This window comes from Ruminococcus sp., from assembly GCF_016283395.1.
The window spans coordinates 80,778-106,577 of record NZ_JAEEMU010000035.1 but is presented as its reverse complement, the minus strand read 5'-3'; the positions used below and the strand labels follow the sequence as shown (position 1 = coordinate 106,577).

The window sequence follows — 25,800 nt, the reverse complement described above, 5'->3', positions numbered from 1 at the left end:
AGCGGCTTCGCCGCTTTATTATCGGGCGGCGGAACGCTGCCCCTACACGGAACGCCGAGGGCGGCGTTCCCTATAAATATAAATTATGATTTAGTCGCTTACATCTGTATCAAGGGTTATACTTACATGGTAATCGGGGTACAGTTCCTGAGTTTCGTTAAGGATATGCTGATATATCTCGTCAATATCGGGAGCTGAAAAGTCGATGATGATATCGAAGTGTATGGTCTTATGCTCCTCGTCAAGGTAAAATCCGTGTATCTGGAGAAGATGTTCGTGTGACATTACGTTCCTGCGTATCTCCGAATACATCTGTGCAGCCTTGTCGTTTTGGGTATTAGCGGCGTATACGCTTATACCTGCAAGTATTACCCTGTGCTCTTTCAGCACTTTTTCGGTGATGCGGTGTTCAAGCTTGTCAAGCATCGCAACTGTGAGCGTATCGGGGACTTCTATATGCACAGAGCCTATAAGTGAATCAGGTCCGTAGTTGTGGAGTACAAGGTCATATGCGCCCTGTACTTCGGGGAATGAGCAGACTGTCTTTTTTATATCCTTTGAAAGCTCGCTGCTTATGCGTTTGCCAATGATATTTGACAGACTGTCGCCAAGCATGCCAAGTCCTGATTTTATGATGACAAGGGCGATAACTGCACCCAGCCATGCTTCTGTGCGTATATCAAAAAGAATATAGATAAATGCGGCAAGGAGCGTAGATGCTGAGATAACAGAGTCCAGCAGAGCATCGCTTCCCGAAGCTATAAGCGAGTCGGAATTTACTTTGATACCTGTCTTTTTTACGTATGTGCCAAGGAGAATCTTTATCACTACTGCCGATGCAACTATGATAAGTGCGGCAGTCGAATAATCAGGTACAACGGGGTGTATTATCTTTTTTATGGACTCTACAAGGGCAGTCACACCTGCATAGAGTACGATTACCGCGATAAGGGTAGTACTCAGATTTTCTATGCGTCCGTAGCCGTAGGGGTGGTTCTTGTCGGGACGCTTTTTTGCAAGCTTAGTGCCTATGATAGTTATGACTGAGGACATTACGTCACTCAGGTTGTTTACTGCATCAAGGACGATAGCGATAGACGAACTAAGAACTCCTACTATCGCCTTGAATGATGCAAGGAAAATATTGGCAAGTATGCCGATGATACTTGTTTTAATGATGACTTTATCTCTGTTCACGGAAAAGTTCACCTCGATTTTTTAATTGTGCATGGAAAGGGTGCAGCGTCACGCGGAGAAAGATCAATAGCCGCCGCCCTTGACGTTTATCTGTTCCTCTGTAGCGGTAACATTTCCCGAACGTCCGCACCAGCCGCAGGTGACGCGCTCCTCATTGTTCCAGCAGCTGAGCTTGCCGCATCTGTCGCACTGCACGAATTTTATAGTCTTGCAGTAAGGACAGCCGTTGAATTCGTCTGCGGGGTAGAGATTGCCCTTTATTTTAACTTTGTCGAAGCCCTCGTGTGAAGCTCTTTTTTCGTCGATAGGGAATGCCCATGTTCTGAACCAGTCGCCTTCCCATTCCTCAACTCTTACGCCGTAGATGCGGCGAGCTTCGGGGCATTTCATAAGTATGACTTCAGCTTTCATTTTCCTCAGCCTTTCTTTTTTGTTTTTCGCGGTATTCAGATGGTGAGTATCCCTCGCACATTCTGAACTGGCGCACGAAATAATTATACGATGAATAGCCGCACTCACGGGATATTTCCGTAACAGTCATATCCGTCTGAGTCAGCAGAGTTTTTGCACTGTCTATGCGGAACTGTATCATTTCTTCGATGATGCTCTTGCCAAAGTAGGATTTGTATATCTTTTGCAGGTAGCTCTTGCTGAGATAGAGACTTTCCGCTATCTCACTGATATTCCACGGCAGTTCGGGATTTTTCATTATCCTGTTGCGGAGCAGGCACAGCTTTTCAAACTGCGGATTTGATGTGGGCTCTGATATAGTATATGAGAATACCCTGTTCATTGTAGCCTTGTACATCGCATCGGAAAGGTCGGATGCTTCCGTAAGCTCAAAGCTGCACACACCGACTGAAAAGTCGATATTGCAGTTTTCCTCGCCGCTGCTGAACTGCGTTTCCTTGATCTTGCTGCAAAGCTCGTTGTATATAGGCTCGGCGCGGGCACTGTCGGGACTTATGACACACAGAGTCTGTGAAGCCCATGCACCGCATATCTCCTTATTGTGTATACATGAGCGGAGCTTCTTTGCAAAAGCTGCCATGATGCTGTTGGATTTCTCCTCGCCGCTCTGATAGTAGGCTTTTTTCAGTCCGTGAAGCTCGAATATGATACATTCCACGGAGCTGCCGCCGTTGTCGGGTGAGAATTTCTTTGCAAATTCCTGTTCAATGCCGCTTCTGTTGAGCAGTCCCGTAAGGTGGTCGTAAAGCAGGGCTTTGCTGGTATTGAGGATAGTGCGGTTCATTATTGCCTTGATACGTACCTGTTCAAGTGCAACATTGACGTAGTTTATCCACTTCATATACAGCGAACTGAACGAACGGGGCTCTTTTCCGAAAGAGACTGCGCAGTAACCGAAGAAGTTATTATTATAATGTAAGGGTGAGATGAAAAACGCGGACGGGTAACTGCGGTCCTCATTGTAATCGGGGAGTATCTCCGATGAACTGAAAACGAGATTAGTCTCGGCTTCGCGCCATATGGCGGATTTTGCAAGGACGACCTTCATTTTGTCGCCGATATTGAAGCCGAGCTCCTCGGCATTCTTGTCAACGGTAGCATCGACATAGCTTTTTGTAAGACAGATGCGCACTCTTCTCATTTTATGCAGGAAGTAGGTGTAATTATCCAGCCTGTCGGCAAAAGTTGCAATATTGTCTGCATTTGTGATATCGAAAAGCATATCGCCGTAGAGCAGCTCGGACTCAAATCTGGCGTTTATGCTGATATTTCGGAGTATATTGTGTCTGAGACTTGGATTTTCGGCACAGCCGCAGCTCTCTCCGAGACGGAGCTCGCCGTTTTCGTTGGGAACTTTGCCGCATATCTTTCCTGTGATTATGCGGTAAAGCCTACGTATAGCCTCAGCTCCCAGCTGAAAGTTAGGGCGGCTGTAGCTGGTAATGGACGGGCTTGACTGATAGCCCTCGATAGACGCATCATAGCCTGTTATAGCTATGTCCTCGGGAACTCTTACTCCTGCGTCGATGAACAGCTTTGAAAGCGTTATAGCCATTACATCGTTACCGCAGACTATAGCCTCGGGGCGTTCAAGCTCGCCGCTTAGTATGCGCTTTGCGTACTTTTTCGGAGCTTCTGTCCAGAAGTCACCGTATTCGTACCAGTCCTTTTCGATATGTATTCCATGCCTTTTCATTGAAGTCCTGTAGCCTGCAAGGCGTTCCTCGCCGCTGAAAGTGTTCTTCGGACCTGTAAGGCAGTATATTTTCCTGTAGCCGTGAACGTTTATAAGGTGGTCGGTTATAGTCTCAAAAGCGTCACGGTCGTCAACGGAGGTGGTCTCAAAGCTTTTGTGACCGTTGTAATCAAGGAGCATAACGGGCTTTTCGGTGCGCTTGCACAGCTCGTCTATCTGACGGCAGATATCTTCGTTTTGCAGGGAATTTCTGTCGTAGATTATGCCGTCGATGTTTTCGGACATTATAAGATCAAAAATACTTTTTTCAGCGTCCTTGTGTAGGGAAGACAGAGAGAAATTATGGAGAGGTGAGATAACTGCCACGTCGCAGTTGCTCTTGAAAGCCTGAGTTATGATGCCGCGGAGTATCTCGCTCTGGAATGCTATATGACAATCGGCTATGATAACGCCGATAAGTATTCGCTTACTCATTATATCCCTCCGTTCATTTCAGCTGTTGACCAGCGTTTTCTATAACCACTTCTATATGTACTATTGTATCATATAAAAGTGATGATTGCAAGATGATTTTATATATTTAATGTTGTAATTTCAAAAAATCTCCTTAAAAAGATAGTATTTTTCATTGCAAATGATAATAAAAAGTGTATAATATACTTACAGGCATAATTCAGAGCTAAAGAGGATAAGGGATCATCCTCCGCATTGTGCCTGTCAGGGGATCAGCGCAGAACTGACATCGGGCAGTAGGCAGCCTTTTGTACAGTGCGCACCGACAGCTATCAGAGCTTTTTGTACAGGACGGTTTTTCAGAGTACCCTCTCTGATCAATAATTCTAATATTCCCTCAGAAGAAAGTCTCCATAAGGAGACTTTTTTCACTGTAATGAGGAAAAGTGCGGAAAATAGGCGTTTTTTAATATAGAATGTATAAAATCGCACAAAAATCGTCCCTTATTTATATTTACCGTGCCCATTGACTTTTTGCCTTTAAATGTGTTATGATGTAGGTATTAGTTGCAGTCTGCACAAAAATGGTCAATTTCATTTGTGCACACTGGCAGAAAACAAAGGAAATTCGATATGCTTGCAAGCCTAACAAATATAAATAAGTTTTATAACGGCAATCAGGTGCTGTGCAATGTTTCCCTTACTATCGACGAAAGTGACAAGATAGGGCTCGTGGGAAACAACGGCTGCGGAAAGTCAACACTGCTGAAGATACTCACAGGTTCTGTTGAGCCTGACCGCTTCACCGAAAAGGACGGCATCATATCTATGGCTGCCAAGACTACCGTGGGATACCTCGAACAGATGGGTGGTCTCAATACCGAAAATACCGTCATCGAGGAGATGCGAAGCGTCTTTGAGCCAATACATCGCGCTATCGACAGACTCCGCGAGATAGAGCTTGAGATAGAAATGGGCGATAATTCCGCCGCAGACGAGTATCAGCAGCTTTCATCGTGGATAGAAGCAAATGACGGCTACAACACCGATGTGAAGATACGCATGGTGCTCAACGGTATGGGCTTTTCGGGTGAAGAGCTGGAACGTACTGTTTCGGGATTCAGCGGCGGCGAAAAGACACGTCTGTGCATTGCAAGGCTTCTCCTTGAAGAGCCTAATCTGCTCATTCTCGATGAGCCTACAAACCACCTTGACTTCAAGACTATCATGTGGCTTGAGGACTATCTCCGTACTTACAAGGGCGCGGTTCTGATAGTTTCACATGACAGATACTTCCTTGACAGGCTCTGTACATCTATCTGCGAGATAGAAAGGGGAGTCCTTACACGATACAGAGGCAATTATACTGCCTTTGTCCGTCAGCGTGAGGAAAACGATGCAAGGCGCGAAAAGGAATACGAGATGCAGCAGAAACAGATAGCTCAGCTTGAGGACTATGTTGCGAAAAATCTCGTCCGCGCTTCTACTACAAAAATGGCGCAGAGCCGCAGAAAACAGCTTGAAAAAATGGAACGCGTTGAGCGTCCCGTACATGATACAAAACACGCGAAGATACGCTTTACCTACGCTGTCGAGCCGCCTATAGACGTACTCAAAGTCAAGGGCATCGACATTTCGGTAGGTGAGGGAATCAGAAGAAAAACTCTCGTTGATACCATTGATTTTGAAGTTCGCAGAGGCGAAAAAGTCGGTATCATCGGTGATAACGGCATCGGAAAATCAACTCTTCTGCGTATAATACAGGATCAGCTCCCTCATAAGGGCGTTGTCCGCTGGAACAGCAATATAAAGATATCCTACTTCGAGCAGGAAAGTACCAATCTTAACAAGGAGCTAACCGTAATGGAAGAGCTCCACAGCCGCTATCCGCTTCTTTCAGACCTTGAAGTCCGCAGTCTCCTTGCACAGGTACGGCTTGTGGGAGAGAATGTATTCAAGGAAACGGGAGTTATCAGCGGCGGTGAGCGTGCAAAGCTGTGCTTCGCTATAATGATGCAGGAGCACGGAAACGTTCTTATACTTGACGAGCCTACCAACCACCTCGACCTCAGTTCAAAAGAGGCTATTGAGGAGGCGTTGGCTGAATATACAGGAACGGTCATATTTGTCAGCCATGACCGATATCTCCTGAGCAAGATCGCTGACAGGCTTATTGAGCTTACTGACGGACAGTACAGACTTCATAACTATGGCTTCGAGAAATACCTCGATGTACTGAGAGATGAGCAGGCTGCCGAAAGAAGAGCCATTGAAGTTGAAAAACAGCAGAAAGCTGCGGAAGCAGCCAAGGAAAAGTCTGCTAAGAATTATCGCAGCAAGCAGCAGAGAAGTGCCGACGCTGCGAGAAAAAACGAAATGAGACGCCTTGAAAAGGAAATCGACGACCTACAGGCACAGATAGACGCTCTTACCGAGGAGATCGGCAATGAGGAGGTCTACAGTGATTACGAGCTTATGAACCGTAAATGTGCCGAGATCGAAGAGCTCAAACAGAAGATAGACGAGGATTTCGAGCTTCTGATCGAGCTTGACCAGTAAAAAGGAGTATTATTATGAAGATCAAAACGCTTATGAGCATAGCCGCTACGGCTGCGCTTGCTGCTTCATCTGTTGGCATTACTGCACACGGCGAAGCAGGTCTGTATCTTATCGGCGATATCAACGGCGATGGTATAGTAGACTCAGCAGACGCTTGTTCTGCACTTGCTGCATATGCGTATACTTCTTCGGGCAAGGAAAGCCCGTTATTTACCTATCAGGAGTCAGCTGCTGACCTTAACGGCGACAGTCAGGTGGACGCAGTTGATGCTTCGCTCATACTTTCTTACTATGCATGGGCTTCTGTAAGTGATGAAAATCCAATAATGACCGACTTCCTCGAAAAGAACGGCTTCAAACAGAAAGCCGATGAAGAGGAAAAGCCTGCTGAGCAGACTGATAACGGCGGAGCACCTGCAAATGAAGCTGCTCCTGCTGCACCGGCTCCTGTTGCGGAATATGTTCCGCAGAGGATAGACAGCGAGTATGAGGAATGGTTCTGGATAGGCGATTCACGTACAGTGGGAATGGCAAGAAGCATAGCTATCGACTATATCGCTAAGGTCGGCGCAGGCATAAAGCTGTTCAGGGACAATGCACAGAGCATATATCAGATACGCAATAAGACGGTCATCATCAACCTCGGCGTAAACGACCTTGACAGCGGAGCTTATCTCAGACTTTACAACAGTATGCCTGACGAATTCCTGGATAATAATACTGTTATATTTATGTCCGTAAATCCTTGTGATGGTAATCGCTCTGACCTCAACGGCAGGATTGATGCTTTCAATAATGCCATGAGAGATGGTCTCGACAGCAGGATACAGTTCCTTGACAGTAATGCGTACCTGAGATATTACGGCTTCGGAACGACTGATGGACTGCATTATACAGATGCTACCTACGCTGATATCTACAACTTTGTATTCGACAGCCTTATAGGTGAAGAATAAATAAAAAATATGAAATTATTAAAATAACACTTGCAATAGTAATTGATTTATGCTATAATATTATAAAGTATTTTGCGGCTAAAACCGCATGATCTTATGGAGGTTTAAAAATGAAACACATTAAGACTATCAATAAGGCTAATCTCAAAGAGTCTGCTCAGAAGGGCGGCTGCGGCAAGTGCCAGGCTTCATGTCAGTCTGCTTGCAAGACCTCATGCACAGTTGCAAACCAGAAGTGCGAGAGATAAGCTAACGCTATGATCGGTCGAGGCAGTATGAAAATGCTGCCTCATATTTTTTGAATAGAGGGTAAATAAATGATACATAAGTATAAGCTTAACGGCTTGAATATTGTTCTCGATGTAAACAGCGGCGGAGTTCACCTCGTTGACGAGCTCACATATGATCTCCTTGACAATGTTGAGCCGCCTTTTGAAGCAGAATGTCCTCAGAAGGTCGTGGACAAGCTTTCAAAGTCATATGCCGAGCAGGATATCCGCGACTGCTATGACGAGATAGTGGAGCTTTACAACGACAAGATACTCTTCTCAGAGGACGATTATGAGAAGTACGCTCAGTATTCCGTAGCTTCTCCTGTAAAGGCTATGTGCCTTAATATCGCACATGACTGCCAGCTCAGATGCAAGTACTGCTTTGCGTCCACAGGCGATTTCGGCAAGGGCAGAAAGCTCATGTCATTTGAGACAGGCAAACACGCTATCGACTTCCTTCTTGAGAATTCGGGCGACCGTCCTAACCTTGAACTGGACTTCTTCGGCGGTGAGCCGCTTATGAACTTCAATGTAGTAAAGCAGGTAGTTGAATACGCAAGAAGCCGCGAAAAGGAATACAACAAGAAGTTCCGCTTCACTATTACTACAAACGGACTTCTTCTTGATGATGAGAAGATAGACTTCATCAACCGCGAGATGTCAAACGTTGTTCTTTCTATTGACGGACGTAAGGAAGTAAATGACTTTTTCCGCGTACTGCCAAACGGTCAGGGCTGCTATGACATGATACTGCCAAAGTATCAGAAGCTTGTTGCAGGCAGAGGCGATAAGGAGTACTACGTAAGAGGTACTTTCACAAACAAGAACCTTGACTTCTCCAACGACGTTTTTGCTCTTAACGAAGCAGGCTTCGACCAGATATCCGTAGAGCCTGTTGTGGGCGATGACGATATCTATGCACTTACAGAAAAGGATCTCCCTGCTGTATTTGCAGAGTATGAAAAGCTCGCACTGAAGCTCCTCGAAAACGAGAAGAACGGCAAGAAGTTCAATTTCTTCCACTTCATGCTCGATTTAGACCAGGGACCGTGCGCTATCAAGCGTCTGAGAGGCTGCGGCTGCGGAAACGACTATGTGGCTATCACTCCAGACGGAGATATCTTCCCATGTCATCAGTTCGTAGGTATTGACGAGTACAAAATGGGAAATATCGACGAGGGTACTTTCAATCAGGAAATGAAGGCTGATTTCGCAAAGGCTCACGTTTATTCAAAGCCCGACTGCCGCGAGTGCTGGGCAAAGTTCTATTGCAGCGGCGGCTGTAATGCCAATAATTACCAGTATATGGGCGATATCAGAACTGCTCATAAGATATCATGTCAGCTTGAAAAGAAGCGTCTTGAGTGCGCTATAATGATGAAAGCTGTCAAAATGGCGGATACAGCTGAGTGATCGAAGAGTTATTAGTTGTTAGTGCATAGTGATCAGTAGGGGCGGATATTATCCGCCCTTTGTATTTACTGTACCGGTGCAACTTGCTTTTGTATGACTTATATGTTATAATCATAATATAATAACAACAGGGGGGAGAGCTATGAAAATAAACCGTATACAGCTGAATTGCCGCCGTGAAACAGCGTTCAGCGGCGAGTTGGGTGCAGACCCTGTTCTGCTTTTTTTCAGGACGCCTGTCATGTATATGGACGGTGGAAAGGCTCTTCACACCTCGGGCAGCTGCGCAGCTTTGCTGACAAGCGGCTATAAGTCCACGTTCCGACCTATAAAGGGCAAGAATATGCGATATGATCTCGTTAGCTTCAAGACTTCGGCTGCCGACAGACAGTACATCGCGTCAATGAACCTTCCGCAGGATACGCCTATCGAGCTTGCGGACAATTACGCAGTAGCAGGTATACTGAGAGCTATGCAGTCGCAGTCCATGCACAGAGGAAGACATTTCAGCGAGTTTATGGAGCTTTCCATGCGTATGATTTTTATAGCACTCAGTGATGCAGCCGATTGCCCCGAGCCTACAGAGGAGGAAAAGATTCCGCGGTACAACGAACTTAAAAAGTACCGCGAACTCATATACGACGACCCTATGAATATGTGGTCTGTTGAGGATATATGCGACGAGATGCAGATAAGCCGCTCATATTTTCACCGCCTGTACTTCATGGCGTTCGGAGTCACATTCCGTCAGGACGTTATCGAGAGCAGGCTCGTCAGAGCAGCGGAGCTTCTTAAAAATACGGCTATGTCCGTTACGGCTATCTCCGAGACCTGCGGCTATGACAGTGAGTCGTACTTCATGAGACAGTTCAAAAAGCACAAAGGCTGTACCCCGTCAGAGTACAGAAGAAGGAAGGAAAATTCAGAAAAATAGCCGACCTTTGTGTATTTTGTATATCGGTCAATGAATTATGTGGGAATTTATATGGCCCTTTAGTGCAAAAAATCAAAAAAACACTTTACAAGTACAAAGATTTGTGATATAATACTGAGTATGAGCAATTTTTGCGTGAAAATCAATCGGGGAAGCAATTTTTGGAGAATACCGCATTTGTATGCGGTCAATGGACAGGCAGCAAGCATATCACCCTCAAAAAGCATTGCAGCTGTCTGATAATAACCGAATATTCTTTAAGGAGCGATTTCGTTTTATGACTAACGGAGATAAGCGAAGAAACCGCAAAAGAGATAAAGTATCAAAACGCTATAAGGTTAGATACGACAGACTCGTTGCGGTAGTCCTTGTTCTTGTGGTTCTCATCGTGGTGCTTGCATCATGCTGTAAGAGCTGTTCAAATAAGGAAAAGAAACCCAACTCCGCAGCATCGACCCAGGCATCGAATACTGATAATACACAGCAGTCGTCAATTATTGACGGTCTTATTACAAGTAATGAGACAAGTTCACTTATAACAGGTACTCCCGACGGACAGAAGCCGTCAGAGTCAATGTATACAACAGAAGTACATAATGCAGCTGATATCAACAGAGGTAACCTTATCCTTGTAAATTCAGACCATGAGTATAAGTTCTCTGAGGACGATATCGAGCTCGTATCAATTTACGACAGTATAGACGGCGTAGCCTTCCACGTAAGCGATATGGTCACAAAGCTTGACACAGAGGCTCTCGATCAGGTTAAGGCACTTATGCAGGCTTTCTATGAGGCTGAAGATAATTCCGATATTTATGTTATCGGCGGCTACCGTACACTTGAGGAACAGAATGACAAGTACTACAACGGTAATTCTCAGTTCCAGGGCGGTTTTTCGGACTACCATACGGGCAGAAGCTTTGATATGGCTATAGTTCCGAAGGATTCCACATCGGGATACTATTCGCCTACAGGTGTTTACAGCTGGATATACGAAAATGCCGCAGATTACGGCTTTGTAGTACGTTTCCCAGAGGGCAAGGAAGGCTCAACAGGAGAGCGTGCAAGAGATTATACATACAGATATGTAGGAGCTCCTCATGCTGTATATATGAAGCAGAACAATTTATCCTTAGAGGAGTATATAAACGGGCTTAAATCACATACTAAGGACGAACCTGTCGAGGTAACTGTGGGAAATAAGCTTTACCAGATATACTATGCTCCTGCTAACGCAACAGGAAATACAGATGTTCCTGTACCCGCAAACAAGACCTATACTGTTTCGGGAAATAATGTTGACGGATTTATCGTTACTGTAAGCATGAATTAAAGCAAAAATGTCCCCCGATCAAGGGGGACTATTTTGGTTGTTGGAGTATTTGAAAAAGAATGGAGACAAATGTGAAAGAAAAAGAGAGAAAGATAATAAGTCTTGCAGCCTGCGCGGTCATGTGCCTTACTGGTATGACAGGCTGCGGTCACGGAGATAAAAAAGGCAGCGGAGCAGGTCATATGTACAGTGCGGCTCTTGCATACAATCCAAAAAGCCTTGATCCGCAGTATGCTACAGATCCAGCTTCCGCTACTGTAATAAAAAACCTTTACAGCGGACTTGTGATGAAGGACGAAAAAGGCGGCATAACCTGCTGCAACGCAAAGGACTACAGCGTTTCCGCGGACGGCTGCGTTTATACTTTCCACCTGCGTGAGGAAAATTACTGGTTCTTTGATGAGAATAATGACGATGTTATAGACGATGACGAGTATTTCCCCGTTACGGCAGATGATTACGTATTCGCGCTCAGGAGAATACTTGACCCGAATATGCATTCGCCCTATGCCAGTGAATTCATGTGTCTGAGCGGCAGCAGACTTGCAAGAGACAACGCTCATTCTATGGAAGCTCTTGAGGTCGTGGCAAAGGACGACTATACACTTGAGATAACTCTTGACTATCCCTGTGCTGAGTTCCTCAGCCTGCTGGCAACACCTGCGGCTTATCCCTGCAATGAGGAGTTCTTCCTGTCAACAAAGGGACGCTACGGACTTGATGACAGGTCGGTGATGTCAAACGGTCCGTTCTATGTCAGACAGTGGTATTATGATCCCTACGGAAACGCAAATATACTCTATATGCGCAAGAATTCAGTCAACGAGAATGAAAACTATGAGATACTGCCGACATTTGTAAGCTTTTCCATTGAGAAAAGCGAGGCTGATGTGAAGCAGTGCTTCAAGGACGATACTGCCGAGTGCTTCTCATCGACGAAGGTTGGCGGCTACAACCCGAAAAAGTACCATATATCAGGCTATAAGGCAATGACGCTGGGACTTGTTTTCAATCCTGCGGATAAGTATTACTCTAACGAGAACCTTCGCAGAGCCGTTGCACTTGCCGCTGACAGGGAAGCTCTGAAAGGCGAGACAAGCAGCGATATACAGCCTGCTTATGGTATAATACCGCCTGCTGTTGACATTGTTGGAAGAAGCTATCGTGAGCTCTCGTCTGAGAAGCAGTTTGATATCTATGATACAAAAGCTGCTGCTGACGCACTTGCAAAGGCAAAGAGCGAGCTGAAAATAAGCTCGGTGGAGAGCGTAAAGATAATCGTTGATTCGAGTACTGTTGACTCACGCTATCTCCATGTGCTGTCACAGCACTGGCAGGACAGTCTCGGCATTTATATAGGTATCGAGGACCTTACTACAGAGGAGTTCAACGAGAGGATAGAAAGCGGCAATTACAGTATCGCGCTTTATCCTGTTAAGGGCGACTTCAACAGCGGACTTGCCGTGCTTGATAAGTTCAGAACTACAGACTGCCTGAAAAAGGCGGCAGGTGACGATTTCAATACCGAAAACGTGATGAAGAGCTCATCTGTTACGGAGCTTGTAAACAGCTATACAGCTGCCGAAAAGAGCATACTTGACAAGCTGTGGTTCGTGCCGCTTTTCTATAAGAGCACATATCTCGTTGCAAAAGAGGATAACGAGGATATCATCTATGACCCGTTCACAGGCTCTATAGATTACAGAATAGCAAAGAATTACAGTTAAATTACAGTAAAAAGTCCGTGAAGGGGGAGCCCCCTCTGGCGAGATCGTGGCATAAAAATATCGAGTCCATAATTTCAGGCTCGGTAACCCACTTTCCCGTTAAGAGAAGCTTCCTGACGATCACGGACTTTTTTGCTCGGCATACTGTTTGCAAAAAAATTAAATTAAGTAAAAGCCTTGATTTTACCGCGAACATACAGTATAATTAAAGTGGAAAGTAGTACGTGAAAAGGCGCGATGCATCAGCATATTATTACGTCTTATCAGCAAAGAATATAGCAACGCCTGTTTATTAGTTGAAAAGGAGTTGATATTATGAAAAAGATTATAAGTATATTGCTTACTACATCAATGTTGGCAGGCAGTGCTGCAATGCCATTTACAGCTATTGCTGCCGAAACGGCAACCACGGCATCGCAGGCAAGTGAAGCCGCAAAAACTGGTACACTCACTGTAACCGCCTATCATGAGACTTCTGGCGGCGAAAATGATACAGGCGAGACAAATGAAAACACAAATCTGAGAACATTCACGGTTCAGTATATATACGACACTTATGTAATAGTAAGTGTTGATGGTTCGCGTTTTATTAGAGAGCTGATGTTCCTGTATAAAAAAGATATAGACAGTAATATTGATCCTGTTCTGGGAATGAAGCTTACATTTGGTTATACCGAAACTCTTGACACATATCCAGGACAATTCGGCGGAGTGCATGATGTTAAAGTAGTTTCGGAAGATGGCGGATTGATAAAAGGCGATTCAAACTGCGATGGACAGGTGGATATGGCAGATGTTGTATTCATTATGCAGGCTCTTGCGAATCCTGATAGGTACGGCGAAAAAGCAGAGGAATACCAAGGTATCACTGCATTGGGCAAGCTCAACGGCGATATGAACGGCGACGGTCTGACTGTCAATGATGCATTGGCTATACAGAAGAAGCTCCTCGGCTTGGACGAAGCTGAGACAGAACTCGACATCACAAGAAAGAAGATATCGGACTTTGTTGACGAAAACAAGATAAACTGCATGGTCATTCCCAAAGACAGAATACCTGAGAATTACGCCGATAAGTACATATTCATAAACAATAACTACAGCACCAGCGATGAAAAAGAAGCTCTCAATAAGTTCATACTGCAAAACGATATCGACAGAAACCTTTTGAAGTATATCCCCTATGATCTCGATGATGACCATGAGGTCAATAAGATAGTGGAAAAGCTGTACTGGTACATTCTCGATAATGATATCAAGGCATCTGTGAGTAGGTTCGCAGGCAGCAATGATCCTAAATTCGAGGATAAAGTCGTTATTTCTTACAGGTGGCAGGATGAAGGCGTTGAGGAAAAGATAAATGCTTTTCTTGAAGAAAACAATGTTGCCCCTGAGCTTGTGATAGCTCCTGTGCTTGAATAATGCAACACAAAAGCTCCGCATTTGCGGAGCTTTCTTTTATCTTTACATTTCAGAGTTTATTCTTCGCGCGGAGTTCGTTGAGATTTTTCTCTTTTTCAAAGAATGCCCTGTTAATTACTGCGTATTCATCATCGGTACAGATCTGACGGCATTTCGGCTCAAATGAGCTTGTTACCGTAAAGCATTCTCTCATATTGTCGCAGGGGTATTCTGCGCACTGTGAGCAGTTTTCGATGTTTTTCTCATTGCAGCAGCCGATAACACGATATCTGCACCAGTTTTCGGGACTACAGCTCATGCAGGCTATCTCGTCATTTGATACCACATGGTCGCGGTAGCCTATTTTGTACCAGAGCTCGGCGGTGTGATGCAGCTCGGCTTCTGTCTTTTCATATGGCGGCGCATTATACCGCGGACAGGCTGAACAATCATTTCCGCAGGCAGCTATTATCCTGTTCATTATCATCACCTGTTTTCGTTGAGGTACTGGCTTGCAAGGTAAAGAGAACCGCATATAACGGCGATACCGTTGTTTTCAAGTGCAAGGGCTTTTGCCTTTTCTGCACATTCCTCAAGGGTACCTGCTTCGGCTTCCGTTCGGAAGCTTGCTATGTCAGCGATAGTTTCCGAGGGGACTGCATTGGGTGCAAAGCCGTCAACTGCAAAAAGCTTGTCCGAAAGGGAAGATATCTTCTTGACACATTCAACGTAGTCCTTAGAGTCCACCATGCCCATTACAGTGTATATCTTCTTGCCGCGTGTGCTGAGATACATGAGCATAAGCGACAGCATTGCAACTCCTGCGGGGTTATGACCGCCGTCCACGATAACAGGGGGCTCACCGTCTATATACTGCACACGGGCGCGTACCTGCGTAGTCTCCACCGATCTTATGATAGCACTTTCACTTATCTCGAAGCCCTTGCTTCTGAGGTAAATGCAGACAGTTATAGCAGTCTGTGCGTTGTACTTCTGGTGTATGCCTGCCATTGCAGGTGTGAGCTTGATGCCGCGGTACATGAAAGGGGAGAAGAGTCCGCCGTCAGCGTTTGGCGGACATGGTTCACATGGGATAAGCTCCGCACCGACTTTTTCTGCTGTATTACGTACTATCTCACGTACACTGTCGGGATTGTCCTCAGAGAGGACTACCGCAGAGCCGCTTTTGATGATACCTGCTTTGTGGGCAGCTATCTCCTCTACGGTCTCGCCGAGAAGTGCGGTGTGGTCGAGAGAAATTGAAGTAATAACGGAGATGAGCGGCGGCGGTATAACGTTTGTGCAGTCAAGGAGTCCGCCTATGCCTGTTTCAAGGACAACGATATCGCATTTTTCACGCTCATACCACAGCAGAGCTATTGCCATAGTTATCTCGAACTGCGAGTAAGCCATATCGCCAACACGCTCCTTGACGAATTCGGCGATACTGCAAAGGGACTCCTCGTCTATCTCGTCATCGTTTATGCGTATCCTGTCGTTGTATCTGAGGATAAAAGGCGAGGTGAATTTGCCTGTCTTGTAGCCTGAAAGCTGCAAGGCATTTGCGATGTATTCAAGGGTAGAGCCCTTGCCGTTAGTACCTGCAATATGTACGAATTTGAGCCTTTTCTGCGGATCTCCTATACGTTCCATAAGATCGGCTGCACGGGAAAGATCGGTTATCCTGCCGCCTGATTTTGTGTAGGAATTTATGAAGCTCATACATTCTTCAATGTTCATGGTTTCTCCTTAAAATTTATAGACGACTGACTTTAACGCTCTTATGAAAATATACGTTTGACTGTCGGGGAAAACCTTTCTGAGGAAAGGTTCTTCCCCGAACCCCTTTCCAAAGACTTTTTAGCTGATTTTTTCTCAGATAGGGCACACACCATATTATTACAAGACTTGCATATTTACGGTGTGCCCTATCTGAGAAAAAATAAAACCAGAAGTTTTAGGGAGGGAGTTTGAGGGAGGACCCTTTTTCAAAAGGGTCTCCCTCAATAATCAACATATATATTCCATGTGAGTATTATAGTCAGCCGCCATTGAGATTTTTAGTATACTCCAGCCTGCTTTTCTGCTTTAGCAACAGCGTCCTCAAGAGTCATGCCCGTGAACTCCTGTGCCGAGAATATACGTCCGTTTTTCTTATCGTCGATGAAAGCCCCCACCAGTATGCCGGGAAGTGCGCTTTCGGGCGAATTAGGTGCTTTAGGACCGCCCAGGTCTGTTCTGCACCAGCCGGGATCTGTAAGGCTGAGAGTAACATCTGTACCCTCGTAGTTCTTGCCGAGGTCGCGTGTTACCTTGTTGAGGGCAGCTTTAGCTGCGGAGTAGCCTGCCTGCTCGGGTTCAAGGTCGATACCGCTTGTAGTGTTGACGATACGTCCGAAGCCGCGCTCCTTCATCTGAGGAAGGAAGTGGTAGCATATCATCATTGGTGCTGTGGTATTGATCTTAAAGCTTATGTCATAGTCTGAAGCGGGGGTTGTGAGGTATTCAATTCTGTATGCGATCTGAAGACCTGCATTGTTGAGAATTATGTCCAGCTTTGTGCCGTTTTCGTCTATTTTTCTGCACATAGCTTCTACCTGATCCATGTCTGATAACTCTGCTGTCACAATGTAAGCGTCAACGCCAAGAGCTTTTACTTCATCGAGGACTTTTTTACAGTGCTCTTCTGTCCTGCTGTGAAGTACGAGGTTGCAGCCGAGCTTAGCCATATATATAGCTGCAAGATAGCCGAGACCTCTGCTGGCACCTGTTATAAGTGCCCATCTGCCTTTCACGTTTACCATGTTTTCTACCTCCGTTTACGTATATATACAATTCTCACGCCTTTCGGACGTGAGAAAAGTTATCAGTATTCGTAGTCGATGCAGGCTCTGTCGGTTTTCACGCTGCCGATGAATTTACCGAATTCAAGGTGAGCAGGGTGTACCTGATATGCGTTCAGGTCGTCAATGCTGTCAAAATCGCAGAGAAGAGAGATAGTGTAGTTGCTCTCGGGAGCGTCCTTTGAGTTGATAACTACCTCGCCTTTTTTCAGTTCCTTGACATTAGCGATAACGTTGTCGAAACGCTTCTGTGCTTCGAGAGCGTTTTCGTATTCGCTTCTGCCGTCTGCTTCCTTTAATTTAAACATAACGATATGCTTTATCATAAAATTACCTGCTTTCCTGTAAGTTGTTAGTATCAAAGCTTAAAAATCTTTGCTTTGAAAGTTTTTAAGCCGTCATAGCTTTGGTATTCACCAAAGCCTGAAAAGTGCAGTCCGCACTTTTCTATTACATGAGCGGAGGCTGCATTCTCAGCCGCACACTCAGCCTTTAGCTTTACATCGCCGTATCTGCTGCGTACAAGCTCTATCATAGCCTTTGAAGCTTCTGTAGCGTAGCCCATGCCCCAGCAGTCGTAGCGGAAATTATATCCGAACTCCCAGAAGCCGTCGTCATGGAGTTTTATTCCGCCCGAGCCGATAAGCTTATTATCGCTTTTGCGGACAAATCCGAATTCAAATGCGGTATCCGAGGTCTTGATGCTTCTGAGCCATTCCTTAGTGACCTCTACGCTTTCGTGAGTGGAGTATATCATATACTTTGCCACACGTTCATCGCCTGTCCATTCAAAGGCGGCTTCCGCATCGTCAAGTGTAAGGGGGCGAAGGATAAGTCGCTCAGTCGTTATCGTCATCGTTTTCCTCCGCGTCTGAGTATTCTTCAGCTTCTTCGTCATCGTTCCTGAATAATACAGCGTCAAGCTTTTTTATCACGCTGACACTTTCGGAAGGTTCTTCCTTGAATTCTCCAACCTGTCTTTCAAACAGGAGAAGAGGCATGAGGAGAGCTATTATTCTTGCAGTCCACTGTAAGAGGGATTGAACACTAAAGTGGCGAAGATCGATGGCAGGATTTGTGCCAAAGAAGAAATTATAGAACGCCTCGTTTTCGGGGTCATAGATCGTATTGATAAGCCAGCGAATGATGTAATACGACAGCGTACTGAATATCACTGCTATCTCACCTATGATGCCTTTGATGCTGCGTTTGCTTGCATATGGCTGAACGAAGCAAGGTATCAGGAAAATGAGCATAGAAACTGAAGCATTATATGTTATGGCTGATATGATAATACTTGCAGTTATTCCTGCTAAAGTGTATAGTAGAAGCTTTTTTCTTGATTTCCAGACTATTTTCTTTTTTATAGTCAGAAATGCCATAACAATGCCTATAATTTCGATCAATGGTGCAATGATTAAGCATATAAATCGTTTGTCGGCAATGTATTGTGAATAGTCACTGAATTTGATGTCGCCGGTTATTTGTCCGATGATCAGCCATACGATATACGAAGAGAGTATACGTGCCGCAGCTGTTATGACAAATGGTATCCGAAGCCATGATTTACTGTATTTTCTTGTTATCAGCATTAAACCTATCACTATCTGAAACAGCATAGCAATAAGTTCAAACGTTTTCATCAGTGAATATTTTCCTGAGCTGAAAAAATCTTTGATACGCTCCCATGTGATATGATCTGCATACCCGAAATATATCCAAATGAATGTTTTTATTGATTGTATTGAAAGTGCAATTAAGATTATACCTACGATTATTTCAAATATTCTTATTCGCTTTTGCGTAGTCATTATTATTTACCGCCTGTTTTTATTCTTCATCATCATTTATCCTGATATGAAAATCGTCGGGATCCTTGTCAAGCTCATAAGCAGCTTCTTTTTCCATCGCGCACTGTCGGTCAAATGCCATTAAAGGTGAAAGCATAAGTGCAATCGTACATACAACTCTGAGCATAGATGAAAGCGAACTATGATCGTAGATGTTGGTAAGAGAGTTAATTGAAAAAGGATCAAATATAATGCGCAGTGTGTTGCTAAAGTCTATATTTTTAAAAGAACACAGAAGTGGTATAATAAGAGCAAGTGAAAATGATATCTCTCCTGTAAGGCCAAGCATGCTGTTATACTTTACTTCTGTTTTAACTAAGCATGGTATTATCAGATAAACGAATAATAAAAGACTGATATCGCAAAAGCTGTTGAACGAGAAAAGTAATTGCAATCCTGCCATGATATATGTGTATTTCAGCAGATTTCCACGACACTCCCAAGTAATGGAATTGTTCATAGTCATAAGTGCAACAATAGCAGCTATTACCAATAATACAGAAGAGCCTATAGCGGAAAGATAATCTGTGGTTTTATACCAGCCAGAAAAATTTTCATTAAAGAAAAATTTTATCATTGTCCAACCGTTTGAAGTATATACAGCAAAAGCAGTTGTAATGACAAAAGCTGTTTTAAGAATTATAGAATCGTATTTTCTGAGTAATATGATAATGCCTGTAACAAGTCCTGTTGCACATGCCAAGACACATGAGAACAGATCAGTTATGTAACTTAAAAGTGAACAAAGATCTAGTGTGCTGAGTAATATAAGTGCTATTGCGAAGATGTATTCAAAATATCTTATCCTGATTTGTGTGCTCATAATTATTTACCGCCTATTTTCTCAACTTTCATAAGGTTTGTGGTACCCGAAACGCCGAGAGGTACGCCTGCGGTAATAGCTACAAGGTCGCCGTCCTCAACAAGTCTGTGGGACTCAGCGGCTTCGACAGCTGCAGCGAACAGGTCGTCGGTATTTGTCTTTTCGTCAATAATGAACGGGATAACGCCCCAGCTCATATTCATCTGTCGGCATACAACCTCGCTCATGGTACAGCTTATGATAGGACAGCTCGGACGGTATTTTGATATGAGTCTTGCGGTCTGTCCACCGAGAGATACTGTGATTATAGCTCTTGCATTAAGGTCATGTGCAGTAGTAACAGTAGCGTGAGCGATAGCCTCAGCAACTGTACCGTTCTGATCTGCACGGCGCGACGAGAAGCGAGCTTTGTAGTTGATATTGTTTTCGGTGGTCTCAGCAATAAGAGCCATAGTCTTTACGGCTTCAACAGGGTAAGCACCTGCGGCTGTCTCACCTGAGAGCATGATAGCACTTGTGCCGTCATAGAGAGCGTTTGCAACGTCGGTTATCTCAGCACGGGTAGGACGCGGATTTGTTATCATAGACTCCAGCATCTGTGTGGCTGTGATGACCTGCTTGCCTGCATTATAGCCCTTCTTGATAAGGGATTTCTGTATTGCGGGTATCTGCTCGAAAGGTATCTCAACGCCCATGTCTCCGCGGGCTACCATGATACCGTCAGCGGCTTCGAGTATCTCGTCGATATTCTCAACACCGTCTGTATTCTCTATCTTTGCGATTATTCTTACATCAAACCAGCCGAGACTTTGTGTGAATTTTCTCAGGTAATTGATATCTGCGGCTGTGCGCACGAAGCTTGCGGCGATGAAATCAAAGCCCATTTTTGAACCGAATTCAAGGTCGTCCATATCTCTTTCGCTGAGGTATGGCATAGACAGCTTTACTCCGGGGACGTTGATACCCTTGTTGTTGGAAAGAGTACCGCCGTGGATAACCTTGCATATTATCTCGGTGGTAGTTACCTTTTCTGCAAGAAGCTCGATAACACCGTCATTGATGAGTATCCTTGTACCCATGCTCACATCACGGGGCAGCTTCTTGAAGCTTATGCTTCCCACCTTATCCGTACAGAGGACATCGTCTGTAGTAAGTGTGTAGGTGTCGCCGTCGTGTATCTCTACAGGCTTGTCGTCAACGAATTTGCCGAGACGTATCTCAGGACCTTTTGTGTCAAGGAGAGTAGCGATAGGCAGGTCAAGCTCCTTACGGAGTTTTTCTATAACGCGGAAACGCTTTTCGTGTGTTTCGTAATCTCCGTGAGAGAAGTTGAAACGTGCAACGTTCATGCCTGCCAGCATAAGCTCACGCATGATGTTTTCGTCATCAGTTGCAGGACCAATGGTGCATACTATCTTTGTTTTTCTCATATTTCATCACCTTATATCATTGTAAATTAAAGTAGGATCAGAGCTTTTTCAGCTTTGCGTAGTTTGCCATTATTTTCTTAGTGCCAACCTTATCGAAGGCAATTTCCAGCATAGAATCACTTGCCATAGGCTTTACGGAAACTATAACTCCTTCACCGAATATACTGTGAGATACCTTTTCGCCTGCGGTATATGTAACAGCTTCCTTTGGCGCACTGCCTGCGGCTTTTTTATTTCTTGCAAGCTGCTGCTGCAAGGTTGCCGAGCGAACTTCCGTAACGGCGTTGCTCTCGGACTCAAGCTGCTGCTTCATAGCTGCTGCATTGTCGTGCTTTTCAACAAGCTCGCTGCCTATCTCTTTCATAAAGCGTGAAGTTATATTGTGCTGAGTCTGACCGAAGAGCATACGCTGTCTTGCGTTTGCAAGGTAAAGACGCTTCTTTGCACGGGTTATGGCAACATATGCAAGTCGTCTTTCCTCTTCCATATCGTCCTCACTGTCGAATGAACGTGCGCTTGGGAAGATACCGTCATCAAGACCTACAACGAAAACGTTTTCGTATTCCAGTCCCTTTGCGGAATGTACAGTCATAAGAGTTACCTTGTCATCGCTTCCGTCATCGCGGTCAGCTTCCGTATAGAGAGCTACTTCCTCAAGGAAACCGCTGAGAGTAGGCTCTTCAGCCTGTTCCATGTACTGAACCATAGATGTGCGGAGCTCCTGTACGTTTTCTATTTTTACATCTGCATTTTCAAGAGTTTTAAGGCTGTCGAGATAGCCTGTCTTGTCAAGGAGAACATCAAGGAATTCATCAAGAGGGAGCTCCTCGGACTTTTCTGTAAGGAACTCGAAAAGGGTATACGCATTTTTCAGAGCTGATGTTTTCTTTGAAAGGGGAGCGTACTCCTCGCAATTTTTCATTACCTCGAAAGGAGATATTTTAAGGTCGCGGCTGATATCCTCGATGATAGCAAGTGTTGAATCGCCGATACCGCGCTTGGGTTCATTTATGATACGTCTGAAACGAAGTACATCGTTGTGGTTGTTGATGAATGCAAGGTATGAAGTAACGTCCTTTATTTCCTTGCGGTCATAGAATCGCATACCGCCGTAAACACGGTAGGGGATACCGCATTTAACAAGCATACGCTCGATAGAGTTGGACTGCGCGTTCATACGGTAGAGAACGGCATTGTCGGAATACTTTCCTGTTTCCTTGTATCTTTCAAGGATAGTATCTGCAACGAACTGAGCCTCGTCTGTTTCGTCAACAGCCTTGTACCAGTAGACCTTATCGCCCTTTTCACCTGATGTCCAGAGAGTCTTTGGCTTACGGCTGGTGTTGTTGCTTATGACGGAGTTGGCTGCGTCAAGGATAGTCTGTGTGGAACGGTAATTCTGTTCAAGGCGAACTACCTTTGCACCTGCGAACTGCTCCTCAAAGCCCAGGATATTTTCTATATTGGCACCGCGGAACTTGTATATGCTCTGGTCGTCATCACCTACGACGCAGAGGTTTTTGTGACCTTCCGAGAGGAGGGATACAAGTCTGAACTGTACATGGTTTGTATCCTGATACTCGTCCACCATTATGTACTTATAACGGTTTCTGTATTTTTCGAGGACTTCGGGGAACTGCTCGAAAAGCTCGACAGTACGCACAAGTATGTCATCAAAGTCAAGAGCATTTGCAGTTCTCATGCGTTCCTGATATATAGCATAGAGCTTAGATATCATCTTCTTGCGGTAGTCCTGACCTGCATCGGCAAGCATATCCGCAGGAGATATCATCTTGTCCTTGGCAAAGCTTATCTCGCTGAGTACAGCCTTGGGAGCAAGCTGCTTCTCGGAAACATCAAGCTCTGTCATAACGTTCTTTATCATTCTCTGACTGTCGTCGGAGTCGTATATAGTGAAGTCTCTGCCATAGCCGAGAGCTTCGATCTCGCTTCTGAGTATCCTTACGCAGGCAGAGTGGAAGGTAGAGGCATTTATGTTTAGAGCCTCTTCGCCCATCATTGCAGAAAGACGTTCTTTGAGCTCGCCTGCTGCCTTGTTTGTAAAGGTAATGGCAAGGATATTCCACGGACGCACAGGATCAACTGCGACGATATCTCTGAGAGTGTCGAAATCATCGGTCTTTCCGTCTGCGTAGTCCTTGAGAAAAGCAATGTCGTCGTCACTGCCTTCACGAGAGGTATCAAAATAGGCGTTTCCGAAATTTATCATATTAGCAATACGGTTAACGATAACAGTGGTCTTGCCGCTGCCTGCGCCTGCAAGCACAAGAACAGGACCGTTGACAGTGAATACTGCCTCCTGCTGCATATCGTTCATACGACTGAAGTACTTTTTCAGTGCATTCTGTTTTGCTGAAATGTAAGAATTAATGTCCATAAAAAAGATCTCCATTATACGCTGATTTATCTTTTTAATAGTATATCCCGATGTACTATTAAAGTGAGGGGGATATAGTTTCCCCGCGATCTCAAAAATTGATACTCTAATTATAGCACATTTGTAAATATTTGAAAAGACCTGCAAGGGAATTTTTTTGAATTTTAGAAAAAAATGCAAGAAAGCTGTAATATTTTCAATAAATTGTAAGGAAATGAAACCTGATATTAAGGAAATATACTTCAAATCGTCTTTGGATTGGCATTTTTCTGTTGTTGTAAACGGCTTGCTGACGGGGTATAATTAAAGCATAGAAAAGGTACGGCGGCAGTCGTATTACGAATTCAAATTTGTCCGCAAGGACAATAAAGGAGGAAATTTTATGAGTACCAAGCTATCAAGAACTACAGCATTAGCCGCTGCGTGTGCAGTGATGATGTCAGCAATGTGCAGCTGCGCAGACGGAAAATACGACGGACAGGCAGATTATTCACCCAACAGCGGACACAGCAATAATAATGTTATAGTAACTCCTGATACGGAAGATTATTGTGAAGCCCCTGCAAGTGCAGATGAATGTGAAACATGGAAGCCTGCGGAGAGTGTTTCACCAAATGAGGAATATAAAGGTTTTATTGAATCGGGCTTCAAGGATCCAAAAGCCGAGCCTCTCTCAACTTTCTCGGTAGATGTGGATACTGCTTCATACTCAAATGTCAGAAGAATGCTGGAGAACGGAAATATAGTTCCCGAGGACGCTGTACGTGCAGAGGAATTTATCAACTACTTCGACTATGAGTACCCCGATCCCGAAGCAGGACGAGTTTTCGGTGACTATGTTGAAATTGCGGACTGCCCTTGGAATTCGGCAAATAAGCTTATGATGATAGGAATACAGGGCAAGCGTCTTGAACAGAAGGAGACTCCGCCTTCAAATCTGGTATTTCTTATCGACTCATCAGGCTCCATGTCTGATTATGACAAGCTCCCACTGGTCCAGAACGCGTTTTCAATGCTTGCTGAAAAGCTTGGCGAGAATGACAGAATCTCCATCGTTACATATGCAGGTGATGCTTCAACACGCTTGAAAGGCGCAAGCGGAAAGGATAAGGGCAAGATCGTTAAAGCCCTTTATGATATAACTGCATCGGGCGGAACAAACGGTGAGGGCGGTATAAACAAGGCTTACGAGCTTGCTGAGGAATACTTCATCGAAGGCGGCAACAACCGTGTTATCCTCGCTACAGACGGCGATCTGAACATAGGTGCAAGCTCTGAGGACGAGCTTGTGAAGCTTATAAAAACAAAGCGCGATAAGGGTATATATCTTTCAGTTTTAGGCTTCGGCACAGGCAATTATAAGGACGACAGACTTGAAGCAGTTGCTGATAACGGAAACGGCAACTACAGCTACATCGACTCTGTAGATGAGGCGTACAGGGTTCTCGTTCAGGAAATGGCAGGCACATTATATACAATAGCTAAGGACGTAAAGATACAGGTAGAGTTCAATCCTTCAAGGATAAAGAGCTACAGACTTATCGGCTACGATAACAGACTCATGAATGCTGAGGAATTCTACGACAATACAAAGGATGCAGGCGAAGTCGGAGCAGGTCACAGCGTAACTGCACTTTACGAAGTAGAGCTTGCTGAAACAGGGGATACTTACCGCGGAGTTCAGCTCGAATTTGCTTCCGAGCACGAAACACAGCCTGTTGAGGATAACGGAAGAAGCGAGCTGTGCAAGCTTTCAGTTACATATAAGCCTGTGGATACCGATAAGGACGTATACGAAAGTCAGCTTTTCGGTATGGAGAAATATAACAAAGAACCGTCAGCGTCTATAAAACTCGCTTCAGCGGCAGCAGAATTTGCAATGCTTCTTAAAGATTCCGAGTATAAGGGCAATTCGAGCTTTGATCATGTTATTGATACAGTTGGAGAGTTGGAGGAAAGCGATAAAACATCAGAGCTTTTGGGAATTGCAATGTCTGCTAAAGGATTATATCGCTGAAATAAGAGTTTATATAGAGTAGTTCAA

Annotated in this window: 21 protein-coding genes; 9 read left to right on the top strand and 12 right to left on the bottom strand. The window is 44.7% G+C overall.

Annotated elements, in window-relative coordinates; genetic code table 11:
• Positions 1–90 precede the first annotated feature (90 nt).
• The 3 genes from QZZ41_RS04650 to QZZ41_RS04640 all read right to left on the bottom strand — a co-directional run bounded on the left by QZZ41_RS04650 (position 91) and on the right by QZZ41_RS04640 (position 3,838).
• The gene (locus QZZ41_RS04650; RefSeq protein WP_295068823.1) at positions 91–1,197 is read right to left on the bottom strand and encodes a cation diffusion facilitator family transporter; all 1,107 of its coding nucleotides are present in this window, start codon (positions 1,195–1,197) and stop codon (positions 91–93) included.
• A 63-nt stretch (positions 1,198–1,260) separates the two neighbouring features.
• On the bottom strand, positions 1,261–1,608 hold the full coding sequence (locus QZZ41_RS04645; RefSeq protein WP_028517465.1) for a TerY-C metal binding domain-containing protein: 348 nt from the start codon (positions 1,606–1,608) through the stop codon (positions 1,261–1,263).
• On the bottom strand, positions 1,598–3,838 hold the full coding sequence (locus QZZ41_RS04640; RefSeq protein WP_295068816.1) for a substrate-binding domain-containing protein: 2,241 nt from the start codon (positions 3,836–3,838) through the stop codon (positions 1,598–1,600). Before QZZ41_RS04640 ends, QZZ41_RS04645 begins: the two co-directional genes overlap by 11 nt.
• Positions 3,839–4,450: 612 nt before the next feature.
• Here QZZ41_RS04640 and QZZ41_RS04635 point away from each other — a divergent pair.
• The 8 genes from QZZ41_RS04635 to QZZ41_RS04600 all read left to right on the top strand — a co-directional run bounded on the left by QZZ41_RS04635 (position 4,451) and on the right by QZZ41_RS04600 (position 14,433).
• Positions 4,451–6,376 (top strand): ABC-F family ATP-binding cassette domain-containing protein, encoded by a 1,926-nt coding sequence (locus QZZ41_RS04635; protein ID WP_295068811.1) that lies wholly within the window; start codon positions 4,451–4,453, stop codon positions 6,374–6,376.
• Between the two features lie 14 nt (positions 6,377–6,390).
• Positions 6,391–7,332 (top strand): dockerin type I domain-containing protein, encoded by a 942-nt coding sequence (locus QZZ41_RS04630; RefSeq protein WP_295068808.1) that lies wholly within the window; start codon positions 6,391–6,393, stop codon positions 7,330–7,332.
• Positions 7,333–7,442: 110 nt separating this feature from the next.
• Entirely contained in the window at positions 7,443–7,580 is a 138-nt protein-coding gene (gene scfA, locus QZZ41_RS04625) for a six-cysteine ranthipeptide SCIFF (RefSeq protein WP_019679123.1), read from the top strand.
• Positions 7,581–7,649: 69 nt separating this feature from the next.
• The gene (gene scfB, locus QZZ41_RS04620) at positions 7,650–9,017 is read left to right on the top strand and encodes a thioether cross-link-forming SCIFF peptide maturase (RefSeq protein ID WP_295068801.1); all 1,368 of its coding nucleotides are present in this window, start codon (positions 7,650–7,652) and stop codon (positions 9,015–9,017) included.
• 142 nt (positions 9,018–9,159) lie between these two features.
• Entirely contained in the window at positions 9,160–9,951 is a 792-nt protein-coding gene (locus QZZ41_RS04615) for a helix-turn-helix transcriptional regulator (RefSeq protein WP_295066500.1), read from the top strand.
• Positions 9,952–10,228: 277 nt separating this feature from the next.
• A complete protein-coding gene (locus QZZ41_RS04610) occupies positions 10,229–11,284 on the top strand; it encodes a M15 family metallopeptidase (protein ID WP_295066503.1) in 1,056 nt (351 codons plus the stop codon).
• A 71-nt stretch (positions 11,285–11,355) separates the two neighbouring features.
• Positions 11,356–13,011 carry an ABC transporter substrate-binding protein gene (locus tag QZZ41_RS04605; RefSeq protein ID WP_295066505.1) on the top strand — a complete coding sequence of 552 codons (1,656 nt, stop codon included), beginning with the start codon at positions 11,356–11,358 and terminating at the stop codon, positions 13,009–13,011.
• Positions 13,012–13,326: 315 nt separating this feature from the next.
• Positions 13,327–14,433: a dockerin type I repeat-containing protein gene (locus QZZ41_RS04600; protein ID WP_295068797.1), complete on the top strand. Its 1,107-nt coding sequence runs from the start codon at positions 13,327–13,329 to the stop codon at positions 14,431–14,433.
• 49 nt (positions 14,434–14,482) lie between these two features.
• Here QZZ41_RS04600 and QZZ41_RS04595 read toward each other — a convergent pair whose 3' ends face one another.
• The 9 genes from QZZ41_RS04595 to QZZ41_RS04555 all read right to left on the bottom strand — a co-directional run bounded on the left by QZZ41_RS04595 (position 14,483) and on the right by QZZ41_RS04555 (position 23,756).
• Complete coding sequence (locus QZZ41_RS04595; protein WP_295068792.1) at positions 14,483–14,893, bottom strand: DUF3795 domain-containing protein; 411 nt, start codon at positions 14,891–14,893, stop codon at positions 14,483–14,485.
• Between the two features lie 5 nt (positions 14,894–14,898).
• Complete coding sequence (locus QZZ41_RS04590; RefSeq protein WP_295068787.1) at positions 14,899–16,152, bottom strand: Mur ligase family protein; 1,254 nt, start codon at positions 16,150–16,152, stop codon at positions 14,899–14,901.
• A 320-nt stretch (positions 16,153–16,472) separates the two neighbouring features.
• On the bottom strand, positions 16,473–17,216 hold the full coding sequence (locus QZZ41_RS04585) for an SDR family oxidoreductase (protein WP_295068785.1): 744 nt from the start codon (positions 17,214–17,216) through the stop codon (positions 16,473–16,475).
• A gap of 62 nt (positions 17,217–17,278) precedes the next feature.
• On the bottom strand, positions 17,279–17,581 hold the full coding sequence (locus tag QZZ41_RS04580; RefSeq protein ID WP_028517454.1) for a Dabb family protein: 303 nt from the start codon (positions 17,579–17,581) through the stop codon (positions 17,279–17,281).
• Positions 17,582–17,613: 32 nt separating this feature from the next.
• A complete protein-coding gene (locus tag QZZ41_RS04575; RefSeq protein WP_295068782.1) occupies positions 17,614–18,111 on the bottom strand; it encodes a GNAT family N-acetyltransferase in 498 nt (165 codons plus the stop codon).
• Positions 18,095–18,898 (bottom strand): hypothetical protein, encoded by an 804-nt coding sequence (locus QZZ41_RS04570; protein WP_295068779.1) that lies wholly within the window; start codon positions 18,896–18,898, stop codon positions 18,095–18,097. Before QZZ41_RS04570 ends, QZZ41_RS04575 begins: the two co-directional genes overlap by 17 nt.
• 187 nt (positions 18,899–19,085) lie before the next feature.
• Positions 19,086–19,928, bottom strand: a complete 843-nt coding sequence (locus tag QZZ41_RS04565) for a hypothetical protein (protein WP_295068776.1) — start codon at positions 19,926–19,928, stop codon at positions 19,086–19,088.
• A 2-nt stretch (positions 19,929–19,930) separates the two neighbouring features.
• The gene (pyk, locus tag QZZ41_RS04560; RefSeq protein WP_295068772.1) at positions 19,931–21,358 is read right to left on the bottom strand and encodes a pyruvate kinase; all 1,428 of its coding nucleotides are present in this window, start codon (positions 21,356–21,358) and stop codon (positions 19,931–19,933) included.
• A gap of 37 nt (positions 21,359–21,395) precedes the next feature.
• On the bottom strand, positions 21,396–23,756 hold the full coding sequence (locus QZZ41_RS04555) for an ATP-dependent helicase (protein WP_295068769.1): 2,361 nt from the start codon (positions 23,754–23,756) through the stop codon (positions 21,396–21,398).
• A gap of 382 nt (positions 23,757–24,138) precedes the next feature.
• Between QZZ41_RS04555 and QZZ41_RS04550 the strand changes: the two genes are divergently transcribed.
• A complete protein-coding gene (locus QZZ41_RS04550; protein ID WP_295068766.1) occupies positions 24,139–25,773 on the top strand; it encodes a VWA domain-containing protein in 1,635 nt (544 codons plus the stop codon).
• Positions 25,774–25,800: the final 27 nt, after the last annotated feature.

Excerpts from the sequence above, each read along its gene's own strand:
- QZZ41_RS04600 (WP_295068797.1), top strand. The coding sequence starts at position 13,327 with ATGAAAAAGATTATAAGTATATTGCTTACTACATCAATGTTGGCAGGC.
- QZZ41_RS04645 (WP_028517465.1), bottom strand. The coding sequence starts at position 1,608 with ATGAAAGCTGAAGTCATACTTATGAAATGCCCCGAAGCTCGCCGCATC.
- QZZ41_RS04575 (WP_295068782.1), bottom strand. The coding sequence starts at position 18,111 with ATGACGATAACGACTGAGCGACTTATCCTTCGCCCCCTTACACTTGAC.
- pyk (WP_295068772.1), bottom strand. The coding sequence starts at position 21,358 with ATGAGAAAAACAAAGATAGTATGCACCATTGGTCCTGCAACTGATGAC.
- scfA (WP_019679123.1), top strand. The coding sequence starts at position 7,443 with ATGAAACACATTAAGACTATCAATAAGGCTAATCTCAAAGAGTCTGCT.
- QZZ41_RS04565 (WP_295068776.1), bottom strand. The coding sequence starts at position 19,928 with ATGAGCACACAAATCAGGATAAGATATTTTGAATACATCTTCGCAATA.
- QZZ41_RS04630 (WP_295068808.1), top strand. The coding sequence starts at position 6,391 with ATGAAGATCAAAACGCTTATGAGCATAGCCGCTACGGCTGCGCTTGCT.
- QZZ41_RS04550 (WP_295068766.1), top strand. The coding sequence starts at position 24,139 with ATGAGTACCAAGCTATCAAGAACTACAGCATTAGCCGCTGCGTGTGCA.
- QZZ41_RS04615 (WP_295066500.1), top strand. The coding sequence starts at position 9,160 with ATGAAAATAAACCGTATACAGCTGAATTGCCGCCGTGAAACAGCGTTC.
- scfB (WP_295068801.1), top strand. The coding sequence starts at position 7,650 with ATGATACATAAGTATAAGCTTAACGGCTTGAATATTGTTCTCGATGTA.
- QZZ41_RS04580 (WP_028517454.1), bottom strand. The coding sequence starts at position 17,581 with ATGATAAAGCATATCGTTATGTTTAAATTAAAGGAAGCAGACGGCAGA.
- QZZ41_RS04640 (WP_295068816.1), bottom strand. The coding sequence starts at position 3,838 with ATGAGTAAGCGAATACTTATCGGCGTTATCATAGCCGATTGTCATATA.
- QZZ41_RS04555 (WP_295068769.1), bottom strand. The coding sequence starts at position 23,756 with ATGGACATTAATTCTTACATTTCAGCAAAACAGAATGCACTGAAAAAG.
- QZZ41_RS04635 (WP_295068811.1), top strand. The coding sequence starts at position 4,451 with ATGCTTGCAAGCCTAACAAATATAAATAAGTTTTATAACGGCAATCAG.
- QZZ41_RS04595 (WP_295068792.1), bottom strand. The coding sequence starts at position 14,893 with ATGAACAGGATAATAGCTGCCTGCGGAAATGATTGTTCAGCCTGTCCG.
- QZZ41_RS04610 (WP_295066503.1), top strand. The coding sequence starts at position 10,229 with ATGACTAACGGAGATAAGCGAAGAAACCGCAAAAGAGATAAAGTATCA.
- QZZ41_RS04590 (WP_295068787.1), bottom strand. The coding sequence starts at position 16,152 with ATGAACATTGAAGAATGTATGAGCTTCATAAATTCCTACACAAAATCA.
- QZZ41_RS04570 (WP_295068779.1), bottom strand. The coding sequence starts at position 18,898 with ATGAAAACGTTTGAACTTATTGCTATGCTGTTTCAGATAGTGATAGGT.
- QZZ41_RS04585 (WP_295068785.1), bottom strand. The coding sequence starts at position 17,216 with ATGGTAAACGTGAAAGGCAGATGGGCACTTATAACAGGTGCCAGCAGA.